This is a genomic window from Alteromonas sp. I10 (genome assembly GCF_003201515.1).
Classification (GTDB): Bacteria; Pseudomonadota; Gammaproteobacteria; order Enterobacterales; family Alteromonadaceae; genus Alteromonas; species Alteromonas macleodii.
Genome location: NZ_QJJN01000008.1, coordinates 17,661 through 39,600, shown reverse-complemented (window position 1 = coordinate 39,600; position 21,940 = coordinate 17,661). Strand labels below are relative to the sequence as shown.

At 45.0% G+C, this 21,940-nt stretch carries 24 protein-coding genes; 15 read left to right on the top strand and 9 right to left on the bottom strand.

What is annotated here, in order from left to right; genetic code table 11:
- Window positions 1-224: 224 nt before the first annotated feature.
- The 10 genes from lpxD (at window position 225) to BZA03_RS15040 (ending at window position 8,914) form a co-directional block, all read left to right on the top strand.
- On the top strand, window positions 225-1,253 hold the full coding sequence (gene lpxD, locus BZA03_RS15085) for a UDP-3-O-(3-hydroxymyristoyl)glucosamine N-acyltransferase (RefSeq protein WP_110289204.1): 1,029 nt from the start codon (window positions 225-227) through the stop codon (window positions 1,251-1,253).
- Window positions 1,254-1,407: 154 nt separating this feature from the next.
- Complete coding sequence (gene glyA, locus BZA03_RS15080; protein WP_110289203.1) at window positions 1,408-2,664, top strand: serine hydroxymethyltransferase; 1,257 nt, start codon at window positions 1,408-1,410, stop codon at window positions 2,662-2,664.
- Between the two features lie 98 nt (window positions 2,665-2,762).
- Window positions 2,763-3,212, top strand: coding sequence for a transcriptional regulator NrdR (gene nrdR / locus BZA03_RS15075; RefSeq protein WP_012517538.1), 450 nt, complete (start codon window positions 2,763-2,765; stop codon window positions 3,210-3,212).
- A 50-nt stretch (window positions 3,213-3,262) separates the two neighbouring features.
- Window positions 3,263-4,402 carry a bifunctional diaminohydroxyphosphoribosylaminopyrimidine deaminase/5-amino-6-(5-phosphoribosylamino)uracil reductase RibD gene (gene ribD, locus BZA03_RS15070; protein ID WP_061486145.1) on the top strand — a complete coding sequence of 380 codons (1,140 nt, stop codon included), beginning with the start codon at window positions 3,263-3,265 and terminating at the stop codon, window positions 4,400-4,402.
- Window positions 4,403-4,422: 20 nt separating this feature from the next.
- A complete protein-coding gene (locus tag BZA03_RS15065; protein WP_110289202.1) occupies window positions 4,423-5,085 on the top strand; it encodes a riboflavin synthase in 663 nt (220 codons plus the stop codon).
- Between the two features lie 20 nt (window positions 5,086-5,105).
- Window positions 5,106-6,206 (top strand): bifunctional 3,4-dihydroxy-2-butanone-4-phosphate synthase/GTP cyclohydrolase II, encoded by a 1,101-nt coding sequence (ribBA, locus tag BZA03_RS15060; RefSeq protein ID WP_014950089.1) that lies wholly within the window; start codon window positions 5,106-5,108, stop codon window positions 6,204-6,206.
- Between the two features lie 243 nt (window positions 6,207-6,449).
- A complete protein-coding gene (gene ribE, locus BZA03_RS15055; protein ID WP_014950088.1) occupies window positions 6,450-6,923 on the top strand; it encodes a 6,7-dimethyl-8-ribityllumazine synthase in 474 nt (157 codons plus the stop codon).
- A gap of 12 nt (window positions 6,924-6,935) precedes the next feature.
- The gene (nusB, locus tag BZA03_RS15050; RefSeq protein WP_012518940.1) at window positions 6,936-7,358 is read left to right on the top strand and encodes a transcription antitermination factor NusB; all 423 of its coding nucleotides are present in this window, start codon (window positions 6,936-6,938) and stop codon (window positions 7,356-7,358) included.
- 48 nt (window positions 7,359-7,406) lie between these two features.
- Window positions 7,407-8,372, top strand: coding sequence for a thiamine-phosphate kinase (gene thiL / locus BZA03_RS15045; RefSeq protein WP_014950086.1), 966 nt, complete (start codon window positions 7,407-7,409; stop codon window positions 8,370-8,372).
- A 41-nt stretch (window positions 8,373-8,413) separates the two neighbouring features.
- Window positions 8,414-8,914, top strand: a complete 501-nt coding sequence (locus tag BZA03_RS15040) for a phosphatidylglycerophosphatase A (protein WP_014950085.1) — start codon at window positions 8,414-8,416, stop codon at window positions 8,912-8,914.
- Between the two features lie 135 nt (window positions 8,915-9,049).
- Here BZA03_RS15040 and dxs read toward each other — a convergent pair whose 3' ends face one another.
- Genes dxs through xseB form a run of 3 tightly spaced genes read right to left on the bottom strand, consistent with a single transcriptional unit; the run spans window position 9,050 to window position 12,125 of the window.
- Window positions 9,050-10,930 carry a 1-deoxy-D-xylulose-5-phosphate synthase gene (dxs, locus tag BZA03_RS15035; protein ID WP_110289201.1) on the bottom strand — a complete coding sequence of 627 codons (1,881 nt, stop codon included), beginning with the start codon at window positions 10,928-10,930 and terminating at the stop codon, window positions 9,050-9,052.
- A 32-nt stretch (window positions 10,931-10,962) separates the two neighbouring features.
- On the bottom strand, window positions 10,963-11,853 hold the full coding sequence (locus BZA03_RS15030; RefSeq protein ID WP_014950084.1) for a farnesyl diphosphate synthase: 891 nt from the start codon (window positions 11,851-11,853) through the stop codon (window positions 10,963-10,965).
- Window positions 11,854-11,882: 29 nt separating this feature from the next.
- The gene (gene xseB, locus BZA03_RS15025; RefSeq protein ID WP_014976981.1) at window positions 11,883-12,125 is read right to left on the bottom strand and encodes an exodeoxyribonuclease VII small subunit; all 243 of its coding nucleotides are present in this window, start codon (window positions 12,123-12,125) and stop codon (window positions 11,883-11,885) included.
- Window positions 12,126-12,535: 410 nt separating this feature from the next.
- Here xseB and pomA point away from each other — a divergent pair, with 410 nt between their 5' ends.
- Together pomA and BZA03_RS15015 are read left to right on the top strand one after the other, a co-directional pair.
- Window positions 12,536-13,297 carry a flagellar motor protein PomA gene (pomA, locus tag BZA03_RS15020; RefSeq protein WP_014950082.1) on the top strand — a complete coding sequence of 254 codons (762 nt, stop codon included), beginning with the start codon at window positions 12,536-12,538 and terminating at the stop codon, window positions 13,295-13,297.
- Window positions 13,297-14,226 carry a flagellar motor protein MotB gene (locus BZA03_RS15015; protein ID WP_110289200.1) on the top strand — a complete coding sequence of 310 codons (930 nt, stop codon included), beginning with the start codon at window positions 13,297-13,299 and terminating at the stop codon, window positions 14,224-14,226. Before pomA ends, BZA03_RS15015 begins: the two co-directional genes overlap by 1 nt.
- 87 nt (window positions 14,227-14,313) lie before the next feature.
- Here the strand turns inward: BZA03_RS15015 and BZA03_RS15010 are convergent, their stop codons facing one another.
- The 5 genes from BZA03_RS15010 to BZA03_RS14990 are packed head-to-tail and all read right to left on the bottom strand — an operon-like array spanning window position 14,314 to window position 18,760.
- Entirely contained in the window at window positions 14,314-15,570 is a 1,257-nt protein-coding gene (locus BZA03_RS15010; protein WP_014976979.1) for a cyclopropane-fatty-acyl-phospholipid synthase family protein, read from the bottom strand.
- Window positions 15,571-15,572: 2 nt separating this feature from the next.
- Window positions 15,573-16,316 (bottom strand): DUF1365 domain-containing protein, encoded by a 744-nt coding sequence (locus BZA03_RS15005; RefSeq protein WP_110289199.1) that lies wholly within the window; start codon window positions 16,314-16,316, stop codon window positions 15,573-15,575.
- Window positions 16,313-17,578, bottom strand: a complete 1,266-nt coding sequence (locus BZA03_RS15000; protein ID WP_110289198.1) for an NAD(P)/FAD-dependent oxidoreductase — start codon at window positions 17,576-17,578, stop codon at window positions 16,313-16,315. The genes BZA03_RS15005 and BZA03_RS15000 overlap by 4 nt, the downstream gene beginning before the upstream one ends.
- A 10-nt stretch (window positions 17,579-17,588) precedes the next feature.
- Entirely contained in the window at window positions 17,589-18,308 is a 720-nt protein-coding gene (locus BZA03_RS14995) for an SDR family NAD(P)-dependent oxidoreductase (RefSeq protein ID WP_110289197.1), read from the bottom strand.
- On the bottom strand, window positions 18,305-18,760 hold the full coding sequence (locus BZA03_RS14990) for a nuclear transport factor 2 family protein (protein WP_110289196.1): 456 nt from the start codon (window positions 18,758-18,760) through the stop codon (window positions 18,305-18,307). Before BZA03_RS14990 ends, BZA03_RS14995 begins: the two co-directional genes overlap by 4 nt.
- A gap of 256 nt (window positions 18,761-19,016) precedes the next feature.
- Between BZA03_RS14990 and BZA03_RS14985 the strand changes: the two genes are divergently transcribed.
- The 3 genes from BZA03_RS14985 (at window position 19,017) to BZA03_RS14975 (ending at window position 21,058) form a co-directional block, all read left to right on the top strand.
- Entirely contained in the window at window positions 19,017-19,592 is a 576-nt protein-coding gene (locus BZA03_RS14985; RefSeq protein ID WP_014950075.1) for an LON peptidase substrate-binding domain-containing protein, read from the top strand.
- Between the two features lie 118 nt (window positions 19,593-19,710).
- Window positions 19,711-20,322: a sigma-70 family RNA polymerase sigma factor gene (locus BZA03_RS14980; protein ID WP_014950074.1), complete on the top strand. Its 612-nt coding sequence runs from the start codon at window positions 19,711-19,713 to the stop codon at window positions 20,320-20,322.
- Window positions 20,315-21,058 carry a ChrR family anti-sigma-E factor gene (locus BZA03_RS14975; RefSeq protein WP_110289195.1) on the top strand — a complete coding sequence of 248 codons (744 nt, stop codon included), beginning with the start codon at window positions 20,315-20,317 and terminating at the stop codon, window positions 21,056-21,058. The genes BZA03_RS14980 and BZA03_RS14975 overlap by 8 nt, the downstream gene beginning before the upstream one ends.
- A gap of 109 nt (window positions 21,059-21,167) precedes the next feature.
- Here BZA03_RS14975 and BZA03_RS14970 read toward each other — a convergent pair whose 3' ends face one another.
- Window positions 21,168-21,932 (bottom strand): outer membrane protein assembly factor BamD, encoded by a 765-nt coding sequence (locus BZA03_RS14970; RefSeq protein WP_014950072.1) that lies wholly within the window; start codon window positions 21,930-21,932, stop codon window positions 21,168-21,170.
- Window positions 21,933-21,940 lie beyond the last annotated feature (8 nt).

Genomic DNA, 21,940 nt, shown 5'->3' with positions numbered 1-21,940 from the left:
GTAGTTTGTGCCAGTTACTTACGCTTAGTGTATTTGTGCTTGGCGATATTTTAATCACTCATGCCAAAAAGATCGATTTATGCATCGGTTGGCGAGTTGATTTAAGGTAAACTTGTTTTTATAAGCATGAGTAAACATGGGCTTTAGGGTGAGCTAGCAAACAGCAATAAAGAACCCAAAGCGATAGACTCAACACTATTCATATCTCTGAACAGGTAATTATGATGACCGCTATGAGTAAACGCACATACAGTCTGGAAGAGCTTGCCAAACATGTAAGTGGGGAAGTGCAGGGCGATGGAAACATTACTATCTCTGCAGTAGGTACGTTATCTGGTGCAGCATCGCACCAAATTTCGTTTCTGACCAATCCTAAATACAAGCCGCAGTTAAAAGATACTCAGGCTGGTGCGGTAATTCTGCACAAAAACTTAAAAGATGATAGCCCAGTTCCAGCGTTGGTTGTAGCAAACCCTCATGCAGCGTTCGCCCTCATCGCTCAGTTGTTTGATACTACCCCTGCGGTAGCGACAGGTATTGCTGAGTCAGCGGTAATTGCGCCATCTGCCCGCATCGGCAGTGATGTATCGCTAGGCCACAATGTAATCATTGAAGAGAATGTGGTTTTAGGCGATAGAGTGACTGTAGGCGCGAATACGGTTATTCGTAGAGGTACCCATATTGGTGAAGGCTGTACCATTCACCCGAACGTAACTATCTATCATGACGTTGTGATTGGTAAGCGCGTGACAATTCATAGCCAAACAGCTATTGGTGCGGCAGGCTTTGGTTACGCAAACGATAAAGGCGTTTGGATCCCTATTCCACAAACAGGGTCGGTTCGCATTGGTGACGACAGTCAGATTGGCGCAAGCAGCAGCATTGACCGCGGCGCCATGGAAGATACGATTTTGGGCACTAACGTTATTATCGATAACCAGGTACAAATTGGCCACAACTGTATTATTGGTGATCACTCTTGTATTTGCGGCGCTACAGGAATTGCTGGTAGCTGTCATATCGGCAAGCACGTTATTATCGGTGGTGGAGTGGGCATTAATGGCCATATTAGCATTTGCGATAATGTTCAGGTGACTGGCTATACCATGATTGTACAAGATATCACTGAACCGGGTGTTTATTCTTCTGGCCAGCCAGCACAAACCAACCGTGACTGGCGCAAAAATACGGTTCGCCTTGCCAAAATTGGTAGTTTATTTGACCGTGTTAAAGCCCTGGAAAAACAGGTCTGATCTCGCGTTGGCGCAGGTATTTCGTTAAACCTGCGCCATTTATATTAATTTGGTCACAAAGCGGTATACAAGCCCCCGAAAATGACTAGAATATGGCTCGAATTTGAGCAATCAGTGCGTAACGCCATATAAAAACCGCAGTTAAGGAGCCCCCATGTTTTCTCGCGAAATGAATATAGCCGACTTCGATCCTGAATTAGCCGATGCAATGTCTAAAGAGGTTGAGCGTCAAGAACATCACATAGAGCTAATTGCCTCTGAGAACTACTGTAGCCCACGTGTAATGGAAGCACAGGGTTCGCAGCTTACTAACAAGTACGCAGAAGGCTACCCAGGCAAGCGTTACTACGGTGGTTGTGAGCACGTAGACGTTGTTGAACAACTTGCTATCGATCGTGCAAAAGCACTATTTGGTGCAGACTACGCGAACGTTCAACCGCACGCTGGTTCACAAGCTAACTCTGCCGTATTCATGGCACTACTTGACGCAGGCGATACGGTATTGGGAATGAGCCTTTCTGAAGGTGGTCACCTTACTCACGGTTCACACGTAAACTTCTCTGGTAAAACCTACAATGCTGTTCAGTATGGTCTGAACAAAGAAACCGGTGAAATCGATTACGCTCAGGTTGAGGCACTTGCTAAAGAGCACAAGCCGAAAATGATTATCGGTGGTTTCTCTGCGTATTCTGGCATTGTTGATTGGGCAAAATTCCGTGAAATCGCTGATAGCGTTGGCGCTTACTTGCTCGTAGATATGGCGCACGTAGCAGGACTTGTAGCAGCGGGCGTTTATCCAAACCCGCTTCCTCACGCTCACGTGGTAACAACGACTACTCATAAAACCCTTGCTGGCCCACGTAGTGGTTTAATCCTTTCTTCATGCGGCGATGAAGCGATTTACAAAAAGCTAAACAGCTCTGTATTCCCAGGCAACCAAGGTGGCCCTCTTTGCCACGTGATCGCAGCTAAAGCGGTTGCATTCAAAGAAGCACTACAGCCAGAATTTAAAGCGTATCAGCAGCAGGTTGTTGCAAATGCGAAAGCTATGGTTTCTGTAATGCAAGAGCGCGGTTATAACATCGTTTCTGGCGGTACTGACAACCACTTGTTCCTTCTTGACCTTATCGACAAGGACATTACAGGTAAAGATGCTGACGCAGCACTTGGTGCCGCAAATATTACGGTAAACAAAAACTCAGTGCCAAATGACCCGCGTTCACCGTTTGTAACCAGTGGTCTTCGTATTGGTAGCCCAGCGATTACTCGCCGTGGTTTCAAAGAAGAACAAGCTAAGCAAGTTGCAACATGGATTTGCGACATTCTAGATAACATGGGCGATGAGTCTGTTATCAAACGTGTTCAAGACGAAGTGGTTGCACTTTGCGCACAATTCCCTGTTTATAAATAAATAGGTTTGTGTTTTATTGCGTACTTTGGTACTAATGCTGGACTAACTAGTCTAGGTTTAATTTAGATACCTAAGTACGCAATATTTAAGGATTATTCATGTTTTGCCCGTTTTGTTCAGAACAAGAAACAAAAGTCATTGATTCTCGTTTGGTTGCAGAAGGGCAACAGGTGCGTAGACGCCGTGAATGTATGGTGTGTCACGAGCGCTTCACGACCTTTGAAAGTGCTGAGCTCGTGATGCCTCGCGTTATTAAACGCGATGGTTCTCGTGAACCGTTTAACGAGGATAAACTTCGTGCAGGCTTGCAACGCGCACTCGAAAAGCGCCCTGTGAGCACAGAAAAAGTTGAACAATGTATCCTCTCACTTAAGTCACAGTTGCGCGCAACCGGTGAACGTGAAGTGAGCAGTGAACTGCTCGGCAACCTAATTATGAAAGCCCTCAAAGAACTCGATAAAGTTGCTTATGTCCGGTTCGCCTCCGTTTATCGCTCTTTCGAAGATATTCGTGAATTCGGAGAAGAGATTGCACGATTAGGAGATTAAGTCGGCGACCTCTCAAACATCAGACACTTAGGGCTACAACAGGAATCCAAGTGAACCACGATACGGTTAAAAACGATTATTTTTGGATGGCAAAAGCCATTCAGCTTGCCCAACAAGGGCGTTTTACCACTTCTCCTAACCCTCGCGTAGGCTGTGTAATTGTTGACGAAAACAATCAATTGCTCGGTCAGGGATATCACATTCAAGCTGGTACACCCCATGCCGAAGTGCATGCATTAAGACAAGCATCTAACGCACGTCCGCAAGGCGCAAAGGGCGCGACGGCATACGTTACACTTGAACCTTGTAGTCATTTTGGGCGCACACCGCCTTGTGCTGTTGCCTTGGTAGAAGCAAAGGTAGCGCGTGTTGTTATTGCTATGACCGACCCGAATCCAAACGTATGCGGTAACGGTATTAGCATTCTGCAGGAAGCAGGCATCGAAGTGGTAAGCGAAGTGATGGCTGCTGAGGCCGCAGCGCTAAACCCTGGGTTCATTAAACGCATGCTTACCGGTAAGCCCTTTGTTCGCGTGAAATTAGGCATTAGCCTAGATGGAAAAATAGCCCTTCGAAATGGGGTGAGTCAGTGGATTACTGGAGCAGAGGCAAGACGGGATGTGCAACAGTATCGTGCACAAAGTTGCGTGGTGCTAACAGGCTCAGGTACGGTGAAAGCCGATAACCCTAGTTTGTTGGTTAGAGAACAAGAAGCACAGTTCACTAATTATCCTCTGGAACACATTCGTCAACCTGCCCGTGTTGTTGTAGATAGCAAAAGTAAGCTTACTAGAGACTACACACTTTTTAACGACGGCAATATTACGTTCACGGCGACGTCACAGGCTCACCCAGACACCGCTACTCAGCACTATCTCCAACTGGACGAAAAAGACGGTAAGCTCGACTTACATGCGCTAATGTCAGCATTGGGTGACAAGCAATACAATGAAGTCTGGGTGGAAGCAGGCCCTGGCCTTGCCGGTGCATTATTGCAAGAAGGGCTGGTGGATGAACTTATATGCTACCAAGCGCCTAAGCTTTTAGGTGATAAGGGAGTCAGTATGGTTAATTTACCCGCGTTCACGTCGCTAAATGAATGTATTTCGCTTTCGCTTATTGAAAATCGTCAAGTGGGTAACGATATTAAGCTTATCTTCCGTCCTGATGTTAGCAACACCCGTGGTTAACGCGATTAAAGAGGAACTTTATGTTTACTGGAATTATTCAAGCGCTAGGTACAATTAAGAAGCTTGATAACCGTGGCAACGATATTCGACTTACCGTTTCATCGCCTACGCTTGATATGTCTGATGTCGCACTCGGCGACAGTATTGCGACCAATGGTGTTTGCTTAACCGTTACTGATATGGGCCCCGATTATTATTGTGCAGATGTGTCGGCAGAGACCATCAAATTAACGGGCTTTGCACATTACAGCGCAGGCTCTGCGGTGAATCTTGAGAAAGCGATGCGTCCAAGCGACCGTTTAGGTGGTCATATCGTTTCCGGTCACGTTGATGGTGTAGGCGAGGTTACACAAATCATTAAGCACTCAGACTACGTAGAGTTCTGGGTAAAAGCGCCAGAAGCCTTGGCTAAATATATTGCGCATAAAGGCAGTATCACCGTTGATGGTATCAGCTTAACTGTTAACGAAGTTAATGGCGCAGAATTTATGCTTTGGATCATTCCTCATACATTGCAAGAAACCATTATGGGAAGCTATAAAGTGGGCACAGCGGTGAACTTAGAGGTTGATGTTATTGCGCGCTATTTAGAGCGATTGATGTTGGGCGACAAAGCCGCCGAACCAAAAAGCAAAGGCATTGACATGGCATTTCTTGCCGAGAATGGATTTTTAAGAAAATAACCCTACAAGAAGCACACAACATGGCATTTAACACTACACAAGAAATTATTGAAGACATTCGCCAAGGTAAAATGGTTATCTTGATGGATGACGAAGACAGGGAAAATGAAGGCGATTTGATAATGGCGGCAGAGCATGTGACGCCTGAAGCCATTAACTTTATGGTAACCCACGCTCGCGGTTTAGTGTGTTTACCAATGACGCAAGAGCGCTGTCGCACCCTGAATCTTCCGCTTATGGTGGATAAAAATGAAGCACAATTTTCTACCAACTTCACTGTGTCTATTGAAGCGGCAACCGGCGTGACTACAGGCATTTCGGCGGCAGATCGCGCAACAACCATTAAAGCTGCTGTAGCGAAAGACGCGAAAGCGACAGACATTGTACAGCCGGGTCATATTTTTCCGCTAATTGCTAAAGACGGTGGCGTGTTAAACCGCGCAGGTCACACTGAAGCTGGTGTAGATTTACCGCGTTTGGCAGGGTTAGAGCCTGCTGGGGTTATTGTAGAAATCCTCAATGAAGACGGCACGATGGCCCGTCGTCCAGAACTAGAAAAGTTTGCTGAAAAACATAATCTTAAAATCGGCACCATTGCTGATTTAATTGAATATCGCAATCTCAACGAAACCACCATTCAAAAGGTCGCTCAATGCAATATGCCAACCGAGTATGGTGATTTCGAGCTTCACACGTTTAAAGACAGCATCGACAACCAACTTCATTTCGCACTTAAAAAAGGCGAAATTAAAGAAGATGAGCCGACACTTGTACGTGTACACCTTCACAATACGTTTAGTGATCTTCTTGGGTCTACCCGCGGTATTCATCGCTCGATGACGCTTGCAGATGGCATGCGCAAAATTTCAGAAGACGGTGGCGTATTGGTGCTATTAGGTAAAGAAGAGCATATTGAAAGTCAGGTACGCCGCTTTGCCGCAGAAGACCGAGGCGAGCGCCCGACTGGCGCTGACTGGCAGGGATCGTCACGCACTATTGGTGTAGGCAGTCAAATTCTAGCATCAATGGGCGTACACAAAATGCGTCTTCTTAGTAAACCAATTAAATATCACGCACTTTCAGGTTACGGCCTTGAAGTAGTGGAGTACGTGCACGACTAGTACTTAGCTGTAGGGCGGAGCTAAAGTGGAGAGGGAGTGCTCGTCGCAAACACGCGGTGAATACATCCTTGTACGCTCCGCCACCGCATCCATGCGGTGGAGGGTTTGCGACAAGCACTCCCTTCCCACATTGAGTTAAGCTGACGTACCCGTTTACGAATAGTTGAAGTTAAAGAAACAATCGATTTAGTTTGGGCGCAGTTGTGGTATACTTCGCGCCGTTTTTTCTCGAGGAATGAATCCATGCAGGTAATTGAAGGTAATATCAGAGCAACCGGTAAGAAATTTGCTATCGTTGTATCACGCTTTAATAGCTTTGTAGTTGAAAGCTTACTTGAAGGTGCACTAGATACACTAGAGCGTCACGGTGAAGTGAGTGATGACGATATCACGTTAGTACGTGTACCTGGTGCTTACGAGTTACCTGTAGTAGCTAAGAAATTAGCTGAGAAAAAGTCATTTGACGCCATCATCGCACTAGGTGCGGTTATTCGTGGTGGTACGCCACACTTTGATTTTGTAGCAGGCGAATGTAACAAAGGTCTTGCGCAAGTTTCTCTTGAATACGGTGTACCTGTATCATTTGGCGTAATTACAACAGATTCAATTGAACAGGCTATCGAGCGTTCAGGAACCAAAGCGGGCAACAAAGGTGCAGAAGCTGCACTTGGTGCGCTGGAAATGGTTAACGTTATCGATGCTGTTGAAAAGCTTTAAGGTAAACATTAAGTGAAAGTTTCAGCTCGTCGTAAAGCCCGTGAACTCGCTCTGCAAGGCGTGTATTCATGGCAAATGAGTCACAACGATATTCAGCAGGTTGAACTGGCGCTAGCCACCAGTAACGACATGCAAAAGGTAGATATGGCGTATTTCCAAGCTCTGCTTCGCGGTGTTGCACACAACGCAAGTAAGCTTGATGCGACCATCAAGCCTTACCTTGGCCGTTTGCCTGAAGAGTTAGACGCTATTGAAAAAGCAATCTTGCGCATTGCGACGCTGGAACTGACCGAGCGCATTGACGTCCCTTACCGCGTAATTATTAATGAGGCGATTGAGCTTGCTAAAGCATTTGGTGCTGAAGAAAGTCACAAGTTCATTAATGGTGCTCTGGACAAAGCAGTGCGCACATTGCGCAAAGACGAGCGCGACTAACCTTACCGTGGCGGCATGGACTGCCGCTAAAAGGGTTTAAAAATTACCGTGAAAGAATTTGATCTTATCGGCCGCTACTTTTCAAACAGCGGCCACAAACGCAAAGACGTTGTTATTGGTATTGGTGATGACTGTGCTGTAACAACGGTTCCTGAAAACCAACAGCTTGCCGTTACCACAGATACCCTGGTTGCAGGTGTGCACTTTTTGAAAGACGCACCGGCGAAGTCTGTTGCGTATAAAACAGTGGCGGTAAACTTAAGCGACCTTGCCGCAATGGGCGCAGAGCCAGCGTGGATTAGCTTATCTCTGTCATTACCGGAAGTGGACGAAGCTTGGCTAGATGACTTTGTTTCGGGCCTTTATGAGCTAACTCAGTACTATTCTGTACAGCTTATCGGTGGCGATACGGTTAAAGGCCCAATGGCGTTCACGATTACAGCTCAAGGCTTCATACCGCCAGGTTCTGAGCTAACGCGTAGCGGCGCTAAGCCAGGTGATTGGCTTTATGTCACGGGAACGCTTGGTGACGCAGGTGCAGGTTTAGACATCCTGCAAAATAAGCTGAGTGTAAGCGGTGAAGCGAAAGATGTCTTGGTAAATCGTCATTACTTCCCAACTCCTCGCGTAGCGGTGGGCACAGCTATCCGACGTATTGCAACGTCGTGCATTGATATCTCTGATGGTTTAATTTCAGATTTAGGTCATATCCTAAAAGCGTCTAATTGCGGTGCAAATGTTCATGTAGAGCGTTTACCGTTGTCACGAGCATTAACAAGCGCGGTTACACCAGAGCAAGCTATCGAATACGCGCTGTCTGCAGGCGATGACTATGAGCTTATCTTCACTGTAAGTGAAGAGCAGCGCGGAAGTCTTGAAACCTCGTTGGCAAGCACAAACGTGAAAGCCACATGTATTGGCCAATTAACCGGTCATAACGGCACACTTTCATTGCTCAAAGACAACGAAAAGTACACACCTGTTAACGTGTCAGGTTACGAGCACGCCTTTTAGGCGGCCTATTTGTCCGACAAAAGCAATAAAAAGGAAAAAGCATGCAGGCTGAGTTTCGCGCTAGAGTGAGTATGAAAAATCCCGTGCATTTTCTCGCACTAGGCTTTGGCAGTGGACTTATTCCTTTCATGCCGGGAACCTTTGGCTCACTTGCTGCGTTGCCCCTACTTATTGCCTGTAGCCAGATTTCCCTAATTTCCTTTATCGCGCTTACGCTGATATTCTCAGTTGTAGGCATTTACCTGTGTGGCAAGACTGCTGACGATATGCAGGTTCACGATCATGGCTCTATAGTGTGGGATGAAATAGCGGGCATGTTTGTGACCTTTCTGTTTGTACCTATTTCAGCGTCCTCTTTACTTGTAGGCTTTGTTCTATTCAGGCTTTTCGATATCTTGAAGCCTTGGCCAATAGGTATCATAGATAAGCGCTTGCACGGCGGTACAGGCATTATGCTTGATGATCTTATCGCTGGCGCCATGGCATGCGGTTGTCTACATTTACTAATAGCGTTTTGGCCTGCCGCATTGGCTTTGTTTTAATTCATTACGAATATTCGCCGCCATTTTGTTAGACTTACCTCAAAGGAAAGCCAGTTGACGGTGAGCAAACTATTTACGAAAAAGCCCGCAAAATAGCGGGCTTTTTAATGTCTTAGTAATGATTTTAAAGCTTAATTAGTTAGCACTTAAACTGCTAGCCGCCGCAATAATACCTTCAGCATCTAAGCCGTGCTCTTTGTACATTTCTTGCTGTGTGCCTTGCAGTATGAAACTATCAGGCAGCCCTAACATCTTCACCGCTTTTAATACGCCATTTTGCTGCAAGTGTTCTAGTACGGCACTACCAGCTCCACCCATAATACAGCCGTCTTCCAACGTAATAAGTGCACTGTGCTCACTGGCAGCTTTTAATACTGCGTCGCCGTCTAACGGCTTAATGAAACGCATGTCGATAACGGTAGCGTCAATCGCCTCTGCAGCTTCAAGCGCGCAGGGCAGTAGGCAGCCAAAGTTTAAAATGGCGATACTTTCAGACTTGCCTTTTGATGATTCTCGACACGAACGAGATTTACCAATCTCAAGCTCTGTCATAGCTTCGTCAGGCGTGACACCCATGCCAGCACCGCGAGGGTAACGAACAGCAGCTGGTTTTTGTAGCTTGTGACCCGTGTAGAGCATTTGACGACATTCATTTTCATCTGAAGGAGCCATAACCACCATATTCGGAATACAGCGCAGGAAAGCGATATCAAACGCCCCCTGGTGAGTAGGGCCATCTGCGCCAACAATACCGGCTCTATCAATGGCAAACAATACGGGTAAGTCTTGAATCGCCACATCGTGAATGAGCTGGTCGTAGGCGCGCTGCAGGAACGACGAATAAATAGCAACAACCGCATTCATACCGTCTTTGGCAAGGCCTGCGCCAAAGGTCACCGCGTGCTGTTCAGCAATCGCAACATCGAAATACTGCTCTGGAAAACGCTGAGAAAACTCAACCATGCCTGAACCTTCGCGCATGGCTGGCGTTACCGCCATTAGCTTAGGGTCTTGTGCCGCCATATCACACAGCCATTTCCCAAAGATTGCAGAGTAGGTAGGGGCTGAAGGCTTAGATTTTGGCAAAGCGTTGTCAGCCGGATTGAATTTTGGTACCGCGTGGAACTTGATAGGGTCTTCTTCAGCAACCGCGTAACCTTTACCTTTCTTGGTGACTACGTGAAGTAGCTGCGGGCCGTCAAACTTGCGCATATTGCGTAGCGTATCGACAACACCATTTACGTCGTGGCCATCGATAGGGCCAATGTAGTTAAAGCCAAGCTCTTCAAATATCGTGCCTGGGACAACCATGCCTTTAATGTGTTCTTCTGCACGGCTGGCAAACTCCTTAATAGGAGGTACATTGCTTAGCAGCTTTTTGCCGCCATCGCGTATAGAGTTGAAAAAGTTGCCTGTAAGCAAGCGAGCTAAGTGACTGTTCAACGCCCCTACGTTTTCAGAAATAGACATTTCGTTGTCGTTAAGTACAACTACCATGTCTTTCTTGATATCACCAGCGTGATTAAGGGCTTCAAACGCCATACCAGCGGTCATAGCACCGTCGCCAATTACCGCTACAACCTTTCTGTTTTTGCCTTCTTTTTCGGCAGCCACAGCCATGCCCAGCCCTGCACTAATCGATGTAGACGAATGACCAACTGCAAAGGTGTCGTAGTCGCTCTCAGGCGGCCATGGGAAAGGGTGCAGACCATTCTTTTGGCGAATGGTGCTCATGCGCTCTGCACGACCTGTAAGGATTTTGTGCGGATAAGCTTGGTGACCTACATCCCACAGCAGTCGATCGAAGGGGGTGTCGTACACATAGTGCAAAGCGACGGTCAGTTCCACTGTGCCTAAACCAGATGCAAAATGCCCACTAGTTTGGCTTACGCTGTTAAGTAAGTACTCACGCAACTCATCGGCGAGCTCGCGTAATTTGTCTTGGGGCAACTGCCTCAATTTATCGGGTGTTTGCGCAAGCGCAAGCGTTGGGTAATGTTGGAGATCTAAACTCATGTACTTATTATCTTTTTCAACATGGCGCGTGGCTAATGGTCGCGTTTTACCAAAAGCTCGCTAAACGCGATTAAACTGTCAGTATTGTAGGGTAAACGCGCCAATGCTTGAAGTGCATTATCGTGAAGCATTTCTAATTCTTGTTTAGCGCCTGTAATACCAAGTTTGGCTGGAAAGGTATTTTTCCCTAACGCTTCGTCTGACCCCGCGGGCTTACCTAATTTTTCGCTACTGCCTTCCACATCTAAAATATCGTCTTGAACTTGGAAAGCTAGCCCAATATCCGCGGCATAAGCCATTAAGTCAATTTTAGTTTGAGGCAGTAAGCCTTCACTAACAATGGCGACCATTTCTACGCAGGCTTTTAACAATGCACCGGTTTTCAATCTATGCAGCTGTTTTAGTTCTTCTAGCGAGATGGTTTTGCCGGTGCTGGCTAAATCGATAGCTTGCCCACCGCACATACCTATGTAACCCGCACTTTTCGCAAGTACAGACAGTAACTGGCTACGCTTTGTTTCAGCATACGTGCTTAATGGCGCATCAGCTAACACTGTAAATGCAAGTGCCTGCAGTGCATCCCCAGCTAAAATAGCGGTAGCCTCATCAAAGGCAATATGGCAGGTTGGCATACCGCGGCGCAAGTCGTCGTCGTCCATGGCTGGTAAATCGTCGTGGACTAACGAGTAGGCGTGCACACATTCAATGGCCATACTAATAGCCATTTGGTCTTTTTTGGGCACGTCTAGGGTGTTACCTACTACTTGAACAAGTAGTGGCCGCATCCGTTTACCGCCAGCAAGTAAGGCGTGACGCATTGCGTCTTTCAAGCGCGGCGCGTAATCGGGTAATTCGTCAATTAATGTAAGAAGAGATGCATCAGTTTGCTGTTTAACTTGCTGATGCAAAGCAGAAAAATTCATAGATTGCCTGTTAGTTAAAAATGAACGATTTATGGCTGTTCACTTTCAGGAAGAGGGTGGAGCGTTTCTTCGCCTTGTTCACTGAGCAGTATCTTTACTTTTTGCTCGGCGTTTTCAAGAGATTGTTGGCCTTGGCGGGAAAGTGCTATACCGCGCTCAAATTTTTCTAGTGCTTTATTAAGAGGCAGATCACCGCTTTCCATTTCGTTAACGATAGCTTCTAGTTCTGATAAAGTTTCTTCAAAAGACGCTGATGCTTTTTCTGTCGTCATAAAAACACTCAATATAGTGGCCAAAATACGTATACCGCGCACATTAACCGAGGGTTGCACAAGGGTCAAATGGTTTGTCCGTATATCGCCTATATCACAGTAACATAGCTTTTTTTTCATCCAGTTCAAAAGGCAACATACAAGCAAATTGTGCTATATTCGATGCAGGGTTCACTAACCTTTCAGAAGTAACCGTGTTATTTACTGTGAAGGAAAAAGTAAGGAGCTGAAAAAGCGGTAGGTATTTTAGTTTAGAAAAAAGACAAAGCTGCGCTTTTGCATAGAACCTACTTCATAATAAACAAAATAATGTGATATTTTTCAATAATGTCGTTTTAGTATTTCTATCTTTTGCCGATAGGGTATTTGTACACTAACAGCACTGACTGCGCATAAATGGGGAAGAGTGAGTGGATTTAGCAACCGTCATAGGTATGTTGGGCGCCATTGGTTTCATAGTGATGGCTATGATTCTGGGCGGCAGCTTGGGCATGTTCATCGACGTGCAATCAATACTTATTGTATTCGGGGGAACACTATTTGTTGTCCTATCTCAGTTTACGTTGGGCCAATTCTTCAGTGCGGGTAAAGTTGCTGGCAAAGCATTCATGTTCAAAATTGAAACGCCTGAAGAGCTTATCGAGAAGATTGTTGAAATGGCAGACGCTGCGCGAAAAGGCGGGTTTCTGGCACTAGAAGAAGCGGAAATTTCAAATGAGTTCATGCAAAAAGGTGTGGACATGTTGGTTGACGGCCACGACATTGAAGTGGTGAGAGAAACGTTAGCTAAAGATATTTCTATGACAACGGAAAGGCATGAGTTCGGCGCTTCTATATTTAAAGGAATGGGTGACGTAGCGCCTGCGATGGGTATGATTGGTACTTTGATCGGTCTGGTTGCCATGCTTTCAAACATGGATGACCCTAAAGCCATCGGTCCTGCTATGGCGGTAGCGCTATTAACTACGCTTTATGGTGCCTTTTTTGCCAACGTCGTGTGTTTGCCAATTGCCTTTAAACTGGCGGTAAGAGCCGGTGAAGAGAAGTTAAACCAGAGTCTTGTTCTTGACGGTATTGTGGGTATAGCCGATGGCCAGAACCCACGTGTTATCGAAGGGGTATTAAAGAACTACCTTGCGGCGAGTAAACGCGGAAGCGCAGAGGAAGAGTAATGGCCGAAGAAGAATGCCCAAAATGTCCCCCCGAGGGGCTTCCAGCCTGGATGGGAACCTTCGCAGACCTGATGTCGTTGCTTATGTGCTTCTTCGTACTCCTTCTTTCTTTTTCGGAAATGGACGTACTGAAGTTTAAACAAATTGCGGGCTCTATGAAGTTTGCTTTTGGTGTGCAAAATAAAATTGAAGTAAAAGATATTCCAAAGGGTACCAGTGTTATTGCTATGGAATTTCGTCCGGGTAAACCTGACCCTACGCCCATTGAATCCATTCAGCAGCAAACTAACGAAATGACCCAACAAATGCTGGAATTTCAGGCTGGTAACGAAGACTCTGCCGGCGGAAGGCAGAAGCAGCGCGGCGAGCAGCGTGGCGGACAATCTCAACAAACGGCTACTGAGTCGTCTTCATCGGCTGAGCAAAGCACCGATCAGTCGCAAATGGCTGAACTGATGAAAAAAGTAGCGCAGCAATTAGAAAAACAAATTCTAGATGGTTCGGTGGAAATGGAATCGTTGGGTCAGCAGTTAACCATTCGAATTCGTGAGAACGGTTCCTTCTCGGCGGGCTCAGCCTTTTTGCAGCCCCAATTCCAACCGGTGTTGAGAAAAATCGGTACGCTGTTGGCGGATGTGCCTGGAGAAATCGAAATTTCAGGGCACAGTGACGGTCAGCATATTGCTAATGAACTCTATCGTTCTAATTGGGACTTGTCAGCGCAGCGCGCTGTAGCGGTCGCTGAAGCCATGCGGACCGCGCCAGGGTTTGACGAAAGTCGTATGTCGGTAGTGGGTAAGGCAGATACCGTTCCAATTGTAGAAAATGCCACTACACCTTCAGACCGAGCGCAAAATCGTCGCGTTGAAATTAATATTAATCAGGGTAAGCCAATGCTGTCGAAGCCTATATCAGTTGTAGATGAGTAGTGCTTTGACCTAGTGTCAGCTTCAAACAAGAAAGCGGCGCCAAAAGGGCGCCGCTTTTTTTGTCACTACTATAGATAATTAGCGTAGTTAAACACGAGCCAAATCAAGTCTGTAATGAGGCTTTGAAATCACAAGCTGAACGGTACTGATTGTTCTTTCTAAAAAACCACCTTCACAATATTTCAGGTAGTAGGTCCACATTCGCATAAAACGCTCGTCATAACCGTCGTTTAAAAGCTCATCTTTTGCAGAAATAAATGCTTCATACCAATGGTTCAATGTTTTCGCATAGTCAATCCCGATGTCGTGTAAGTCACGAATCATCATATTAGTGTACTTTTTCAGGTGAGCGTTAAGCTGGTGCTGAGAAGGTAAAAATCCACCCGGAAAGATATATTTCTGAATAAAGTCGACACTATTTGAATAGCTGTCGTAACGTCTGTCATCAATGGTTATTGACTGAAGCAGCATTAGGCCGTCGTCTTTTAAAAGTGACGAGCATTTCTCAAAGAAATTGCCTAAAAATTGTTTGCCTACAGCTTCAATCATCTCGATAGACACGAGCTTATCGTACTTGCCTTCAAGTAGGCGATAATCCTTTTTCAGCAAAGTGATTTTGCTTTCAAGTCCTTCTCGGGCAATCCATTCTTTTGCCCATGCATGCTGCTCTTCTGAAATGGTAGTGGTCGTTACGCGGCAACCATAATGCTTAGCAGCATAGACGGCTAGCCCGCCCCAGCCCGTGCCAATCTCTAGAAGATGATCGGTTTCGCTAAGCTGTAACTTGTCGCAAATGGCTTTGAGCTTGTAATTTTGTGCATCATTGAGAGTTGCATTCGGATCTGGGTATATGGCTGACGAATACATCATTGTTGGGTCAAGAAAGCGGGTATAAAGCTTATTACCCAGATCGTAATGCGCCTCGATATTTTTCTTGGCTTGGTCCTTTGTATTTCGACGTGCAAAGTGTTGAATCTTGTTGATGGGCATAGTCACCCATTTAAATTTATTCTCCCATTCGTCAAGGGTAGATAAATTCCTAGCAAACACTCTTACCACGGCTGTTACGTCGTCACTGTCCCATAACCCATCCATGAATGCTTCTCCGGCGCCCACACTTCCGCCAAGCAATAAGCGTCGATAGGCTTGTACATCCTTGATATTTACCGTTGCACGCAAATCGCTTTCGTCTGTGCCGAAACGCGCAACGACATCGCCGTTTTCTTGAATGGTTAAACTGCCAAAAGGCAGTTGTTTTAAGCATTGTAGGAATAGAGTTCTACACGCTTTATCTACAAAGGAGACCTCTGAGGTGGTCAGTAGTACAGATTCACCAAAAGACATTGTTATTGTTCCTGACTTTTTTCTGGGTGTGTATACAGTGGCGTTCGTTTAAGCAATAGTTTAAGCGCGTGCCAATAAATTCCAGCCACAGTTTTTATTGTCATACTGGGTATACGTTTAAGTGCCGCAGATAGATTCGCATTATCTAAAGTAAATTTAGTCAAATTAATCCCTGCACTGAACTCTTTGTCGTCTCTTACACAATCCATCGCAAGTGACAGTCTAGCCGACGGCTGCGATATCGACCATTTGTAGGTCATATCCATTGGATTAAACGGGGAAACATGAAAAGCTTTTGGCGTATCGTCTTGAGTATCTAGATTTACAAGGTAGTGATGACGCTCATTCCACGGCGTGTTACTTACTTCGGCAAGCATATGTGTATACTTACCTTCGGCATTGCGTAGGTAATAGAAATTCACTGGGCTGAAATACAGCCCCCACATACGCAGTTGTCCCAGCATAAAGACATCGCCTTGAAGCGTCTTCCCTCCGTTTAACTCTGTCATTCTGTCTATTACTGCCTGACCTAGAGGTAAAGAGGGATCACCTAAATAGTCTTCACGCTTGAAACGCACTCTAGCCTTGTCGTATGCAGAGAAGCGTTTTAACGTACTGGACAAGGTTTCGAGTTCGTTGCTCTCAAGCTTTAGCCAAAATAAATAAATGTCATAGTCAAATTTATGCTGAGTAGGCTTAAACCGTTGGTGATAAACCTTACCCTTGTAGATGGCACTTTCTATCACAGGGCTTCACCAAAGCGAGAACAAACATCAAGTGCGCTAGTTACGCCGTCTTCATGAAAACCGTTATACCAGTAGGCTCCACAAAAATGTAAGTTGTCTACGCCACAAATTTCATTTCTTCTTGCTTGGGCGTTGACCATGCTGGCACTGTATTGCGGATGTGCGTACTGATAACTTCGAAGAAAACTCTTTTGGTCTATTTCCGCAGTATTATTTAACGTTACACAATAGGTGCTTTGTGCTTCAAGGCGTTGAAGAATATTCATGTTATAAGTGACAGAAGCGGGGCGGGCTTCCTCACTTGCGTCTTCTTTTAAGCTGTAATTCCAACTCGCCCAAGCTAATTTTCTTTTAGGCAGCTGTGAAATATCTTTGTGCATCACCACGTCGTTTTCTGCGTAAGGGATATTTCCAAGGATATCTCGATGCAGCGAAGTCGGTGAGTGAATCATTTTTAACGCTTGGTCACTGTGGCACGCAAATACCACATGATCATACATCGCAGCGTTGCCTGAAGAGTCGGTAACCTGCCACTTATCATCGCTTTTCGCTACCGACAGAACGGCCGTCGATAGTTTTATCTTAGACTCAAATGGTGCGATTAAAGGCGGAATGTATTGGCTTGACCCACCTTTAATTGTGTACCACTGAGGACGGTCGGTAATATTGAGCAAGCCATGGTTGTTGAAAAACTGCAAAAAGAACGTGAGTGGAAACTTTCTCGTTTGCTCTAAGCTGCTGGACCAAATTGCGGCGCACATAGGCAAAATATAATAACGTGCAAAGTCATCGCTTAGTTTTAATTCTCTAATGACGTCTTCTAACGTAAGTGAAGAAGTATCACGGTTTTCTGCGACCATCGCTTTACACGTCTTGTTAAACGTCAATATGTCTTTCACGATACGCCAGAATTTAGGCCTCAGAATATTACGCCGCTGTGCAAATAAACTGTTTAAGTTATTGCCGTTGTATTCTAGGTTTGCCTTTTTACTCATTACAGAGAAGCTCATCTCTGTTGGTTGATACTCAACACTTAACTGATTAATGAGCTTTATAAAGTTAGGGTAGGTCCAATCATTAAAAACGATAAAACCTGTATCGATATGGTGAGTTTCCCCATTGTCGCTTATTTTCTTCGTTGCAGTATGACCACCTATATAGTCATTTGCTTCGTACACTGTGATATCGTGCTGCCTATTTAGAAGGTGCGCGCAGGTCAAACCAGAAATACCTGTGCCAATGATGGCAATCTTATTGTTCATTCATCTTCTCTTATTGTTTTTCTCTCATTGCCAACGACAATCGCTTTTGCAGTGGGGTTGGCAGTATATGCATAAAGCGCAGAATAAAACCAAAGAACCGAGGGAAGAAAACTGTTTGTTTGTTGCCCTCTATTCCTTTAAGCATAGCGTCAGCGGCTTCTTCAGCGCTAATTTTCATTGGCATTTCGAAATCGTTTTTATCTGTGAGGGGCGTTTCTACAAATCCAGGAGACACCGCTTGCACTTTCACGCCTTTGTGGTGAAGGTCTACTTCTAATGATTTAGTAAAATAATGTAGGGCAGCTTTGCTCGCACCGTACGCTTGCGTTCGTGTGAAAGGGAGTAGGCGAGCCATGCTGTCAACAATCACAAGCTTGTCGCCTTGCTTAAGTCGTGGAAGAAGAGCGTCTACACAATGAACAACGCCAAAGAAATTAGGTTCGAATACGCGGCGAAACATGTCTGGCTCGAAGTCGTCGATATCTACATATTCGCAGGTACCAGCGTTGAGTACAGCAATGTCAAATTTAACCGTTGCTAGCGCCCGTCGAGTATCTTCAAGATCAGTGACATCGAACTGGCATGCGCTAATATTATTGTACTTACTTAGCTCGTTGAGTGTGTCTTCATTTCGACCACAGGCAATCACTTGATAACCGCTGTTTGCAGCCTTTATTGCTAATGCTTTACCAATACCCGATGTGGCGCCAGTAATTAGAATACTTTTCACTTTGCTAGCTTCCCTTTAATTTTTTTAACGACAAAACCTAGGATGGGTACGTGCTCATAGACCATTTCGCCCAAGTCGTAATAATCTTTGTGGTAAATAATGCTGTCATCGCTGACACCAAGTTGCGTGGTGCCATCTAGCGTAATTTGCTTATCACTATCTTTCAGCGTAAGGGTCATCGTCCAGTTTGCGATATGGGTAACCTTTGAACGACTTGATGGATGCTCTTTTGTGCCATTGGGCGAGCAAGTAAAAATGTCCGCAATGTCGAACTTACAGCTTTCGGCTTGCGTCAATAAGTTGGAAAAATAGCGTTTTACTTCATCAATGCCATGGTGTGTAGTGATTGGGTCGATAAACAGTATGTCGTCGGCATAGATATGTTCTAGGTCGTCTGGAGAAATTTGACATATGTCTGTGTAAATTTTACAAAAGCGTCCAATGACGTCCATGGCCTTTCCTTAACTCATAATTCAAAATCAGATTTGCATATCGGTAATGTCGACGCTTAAAAAAATTCGCGGTTATTTTCACGTTCAAATTGCAAGTCTCTGATATGAAATCTGTTAATGTTTTATTTAAAAACTAAATTACATTAATCGTCGTGCTAAAGATCATGTTTTTCCATTTATATGTGAAAAATTTTCCCATTCGATCCTAATTGTTCTCACTTGCGTAATTATTTTCGTGTTTTCGGAAGTGCTGAGTATGAGTGTAGAACGTTTTCCTTTATTTCCTTTATCTGCGCACCTTTTGCCGGAAGGTAGAATGGCATTGCGCATTTTTGAGCCACGATACGTGCGAATGGTTAAGCAGGCATGTGCTGAAAATAAAGGCTTTGTGATGTGTATGCTTAATGCTAACGGTGACAAAAATTTGAATGAGCATATTCATAAAATAGGTACTTATGCGCAGGTTGTTGACTTCGACATGCTCGATGATGGGTTGCTTGGCATAAAGGTTGCTGGTTCTCATTTAGTTGAGGTAAGTAGCATAGAAGTTGAAAAAGATGGTCTTCGTACCGGTAGTTGCAAGGTGTTAGAACCTTGGCAGTGCGATTTGGCTCCTCAACAAATAGCGCCTATGGACGAGCGACTTAAAGAAATATTTGGAAACTACGAAGAGTTGGCATCGCTTTACGAATCACCAAAGTTTGATTGCCCTAATTGGGTATTAAATCGGTGGTTAGAATTATTGCCAGTAGACGGCTCGCAAAAACAGCACTTTTTAGCGCAAAGAGAATGTACCAGTTTATTGAACTATCTCTCTGCACTAATCGCTTAGTCGTTGAGTCGGATAAAGACATTACAAATTCGTAATCCAATATTAGCGATTTTCGCAAACGTTTTAAGTCATAACGCCGTAGAATGATACAACCAAAACGGAAAAGCGGACGAATCTTATGTTAGTTGGAATTCCTTTGGAACAAAGTAACAGCACAATCAAGCCTAAAGAGTGTGCAACTGAAATGTCTGATTACCTTGTCGCGGTTGCAGACACCCGATGCAAGCGTTCATTTGCAAGAGTGTTTAACTACTTCGCGCCTCGGCTGCGTTCTTATGCACTGAAACAGATGGGTAATGAGGCACTGGCCATGGAACTGGTACAAGATACTATGTCGAATGTGTGGCAGAAAGCGCACCTGTTCAATGCAGAAAAAGGTTCTCCGTCAACGTGGATTTTCACAATCGCACGCAATATTCGCTTTGATATGCTTCGAAAACTGCAGAATAGAAAAGAGGATGTTTGTTCTGACGATCTATGGCCAGTTTTATGCGAACAAACAGCCGATGCAAACGAGGCGCCACTTGACGAACAAGTTACTTTAGAGCAGATTGGCTATTTGTTCGAATCACTACCTGTAAAACAGAAAGCAGTGGTTGAAGCTATCTATATTGATGGCAAGTCACAACAAGAAGTCGCCGATGAGCTTTCTATTCCATTAGGTACAGTAAAGTCGCGGACACGTTTGGCACTTCAACGATTAAAGGTCATGTTAAACGATAATGATTAGGTTTCACCCAAGTGCCCAGCAACTTAAAGATTTTGTTGAGGGAACATTGTCACCTGCTATATCACTGATGGTCTCTGCACATTGTGACATGTGTGAGAAATGTCAGCGTTTTGTTGAAATTGAAACGGAAAGTCTTGCTGCTCAAATGGTTTCGAACGCCAATTCATCGGCAAGCGACAGAGCTGAAATGTCGCTTCAGTTTGGTGACATGCTATCCCAAATTACGCAGCTCCCATCATCGAAACAAAATAATGCTTTGATGGAACAGCCCACAGCGTATCGTGAGTCCGTAAAGAAGCGGGCGGCCTTGCAAACGCAGGCAAGTGCAAATACCATCGAGTTAGATGGAAGGGTATTCACTTTACCCAGAACGCTTCACCGCTACATCGATAAGACTGGTAACTGGTCAAGTTTGGTCGGGAAGCTGTGGCAGGCGCCAGTTGACCTTGGAAATCAAGGTGTAGCTAATTTTATCTTTATGGGAAGTGGTGGTAGTGTACCTGAGCACACGCACCGTGGAACGGAATATACATTAGTCATTGATGGTGAGTTCAGTGATGGGCTAAGTCGTTATGATACCGGCGACTTTATTTTCATGGATGGTGATAAAACGCACACGCCAAAATCCGAAGGTAAAGAAGGCTGCCTTGTATTTAGCATTGTTGATCAGCCATTGCACTTTACTTCGGGCCTTGCAAGATTGTTAAACCCTTTTAGTCACTTGTTTTTCCGCTAGTAATCTATCAAGCGAACGCTCAATATGTGACATCCAGATACAAAAAAACGCACAAATGTGCGTTTTTTTATTGGTTGCATAAAGCTCTAGCAAAACAGAATAGCCAAATCTAGCTAATAAATTCGCTGTCAGGGTAGTTAAGCTTTAGTGTCTTCATCGCATTGTTACGCAATTCATCTAGGCCAAGCTGCTCATAACTTGAAACCATAATTTCGAGTGCTTGTTGCACTTGAGTGGTATTCGGGAAGTGCTCTATAACATAGCGACCACGGTTTGCTGCAGCGACATAAGCCTGGCGTCTCATGTAGAAACGTGCAATAGCGATTTCATAGCGAGCCAAGCGGTCTTTAATATGAACCATGCGCTGTTTCGCATCTGCGGCATATTTGCTATCTGGATATTGTTGAATCAGTCTGCGGAAATCTTCAAACGCAGCACGAGACTTCGACGGGTCTCTATCCGTACGGTCAATATTCATTAACTCTTGGAAAAGGTTGCTATCTGATTCCATGTTAGTTAATCCACGCATGTAATACGCGTAATCAACATCTGAATGGTTTGGATTCAGACGAATAAATCTGTCGATAGTGGCAAGCGTTTCTTCGTTTTTACCTGACTTATAATAGCTATAAATAAGGTCTAGCTGTACCTGGTGGGATAGGGGACCGAACGGGTAGCGCGAATCTAGCGCGCTTAACGTTTGTGCTGCAGCGCTGAAGTTACCTACTTCCATGCTCTGCTTTGCTCTGTCGTACAGTTGCTGCGCACCCATGTTAGCTAATACGGCTTTTTCTTCATTATCTGAAGAGCTACATCCTGCGACAGATACCATAGCACCCAATAAAACGGGGGCCAGTAGACGAAATGATTTCATAATAATTC

What these genes read in the sequence shown, in the direction of transcription:
- lpxD (WP_110289204.1), top strand. Translation starts at nt 225, where the DNA reads ATGACCGCTATGAGTAAACGCACATACAGTCTGGAAGAGCTTGCCAAA.
- glyA (WP_110289203.1), top strand. Translation starts at nt 1,408, where the DNA reads ATGTTTTCTCGCGAAATGAATATAGCCGACTTCGATCCTGAATTAGCC.
- nrdR (WP_012517538.1), top strand. Translation starts at nt 2,763, where the DNA reads ATGTTTTGCCCGTTTTGTTCAGAACAAGAAACAAAAGTCATTGATTCT.
- BZA03_RS15065 (WP_110289202.1), top strand. Translation starts at nt 4,423, where the DNA reads ATGTTTACTGGAATTATTCAAGCGCTAGGTACAATTAAGAAGCTTGAT.
- ribBA (WP_014950089.1), top strand. Translation starts at nt 5,106, where the DNA reads ATGGCATTTAACACTACACAAGAAATTATTGAAGACATTCGCCAAGGT.
- ribE (WP_014950088.1), top strand. Translation starts at nt 6,450, where the DNA reads ATGCAGGTAATTGAAGGTAATATCAGAGCAACCGGTAAGAAATTTGCT.
- BZA03_RS15040 (WP_014950085.1), top strand. Translation starts at nt 8,414, where the DNA reads ATGCAGGCTGAGTTTCGCGCTAGAGTGAGTATGAAAAATCCCGTGCAT.
- dxs (WP_110289201.1), bottom strand. Translation starts at nt 10,930, where the DNA reads ATGAGTTTAGATCTCCAACATTACCCAACGCTTGCGCTTGCGCAAACA.
- BZA03_RS15030 (WP_014950084.1), bottom strand. Translation starts at nt 11,853, where the DNA reads ATGAATTTTTCTGCTTTGCATCAGCAAGTTAAACAGCAAACTGATGCA.
- xseB (WP_014976981.1), bottom strand. Translation starts at nt 12,125, where the DNA reads ATGACGACAGAAAAAGCATCAGCGTCTTTTGAAGAAACTTTATCAGAA.
- BZA03_RS15015 (WP_110289200.1), top strand. Translation starts at nt 13,297, where the DNA reads ATGGCCGAAGAAGAATGCCCAAAATGTCCCCCCGAGGGGCTTCCAGCC.
- BZA03_RS15010 (WP_014976979.1), bottom strand. Translation starts at nt 15,570, where the DNA reads ATGTCTTTTGGTGAATCTGTACTACTGACCACCTCAGAGGTCTCCTTT.
- BZA03_RS15000 (WP_110289198.1), bottom strand. Translation starts at nt 17,578, where the DNA reads ATGAACAATAAGATTGCCATCATTGGCACAGGTATTTCTGGTTTGACC.
- BZA03_RS14990 (WP_110289196.1), bottom strand. Translation starts at nt 18,760, where the DNA reads ATGGACGTCATTGGACGCTTTTGTAAAATTTACACAGACATATGTCAA.
- BZA03_RS14985 (WP_014950075.1), top strand. Translation starts at nt 19,017, where the DNA reads ATGAGTGTAGAACGTTTTCCTTTATTTCCTTTATCTGCGCACCTTTTG.
- BZA03_RS14980 (WP_014950074.1), top strand. Translation starts at nt 19,711, where the DNA reads ATGTTAGTTGGAATTCCTTTGGAACAAAGTAACAGCACAATCAAGCCT.
- BZA03_RS14975 (WP_110289195.1), top strand. Translation starts at nt 20,315, where the DNA reads ATGATTAGGTTTCACCCAAGTGCCCAGCAACTTAAAGATTTTGTTGAG.
- BZA03_RS14970 (WP_014950072.1), bottom strand. Translation starts at nt 21,932, where the DNA reads ATGAAATCATTTCGTCTACTGGCCCCCGTTTTATTGGGTGCTATGGTA.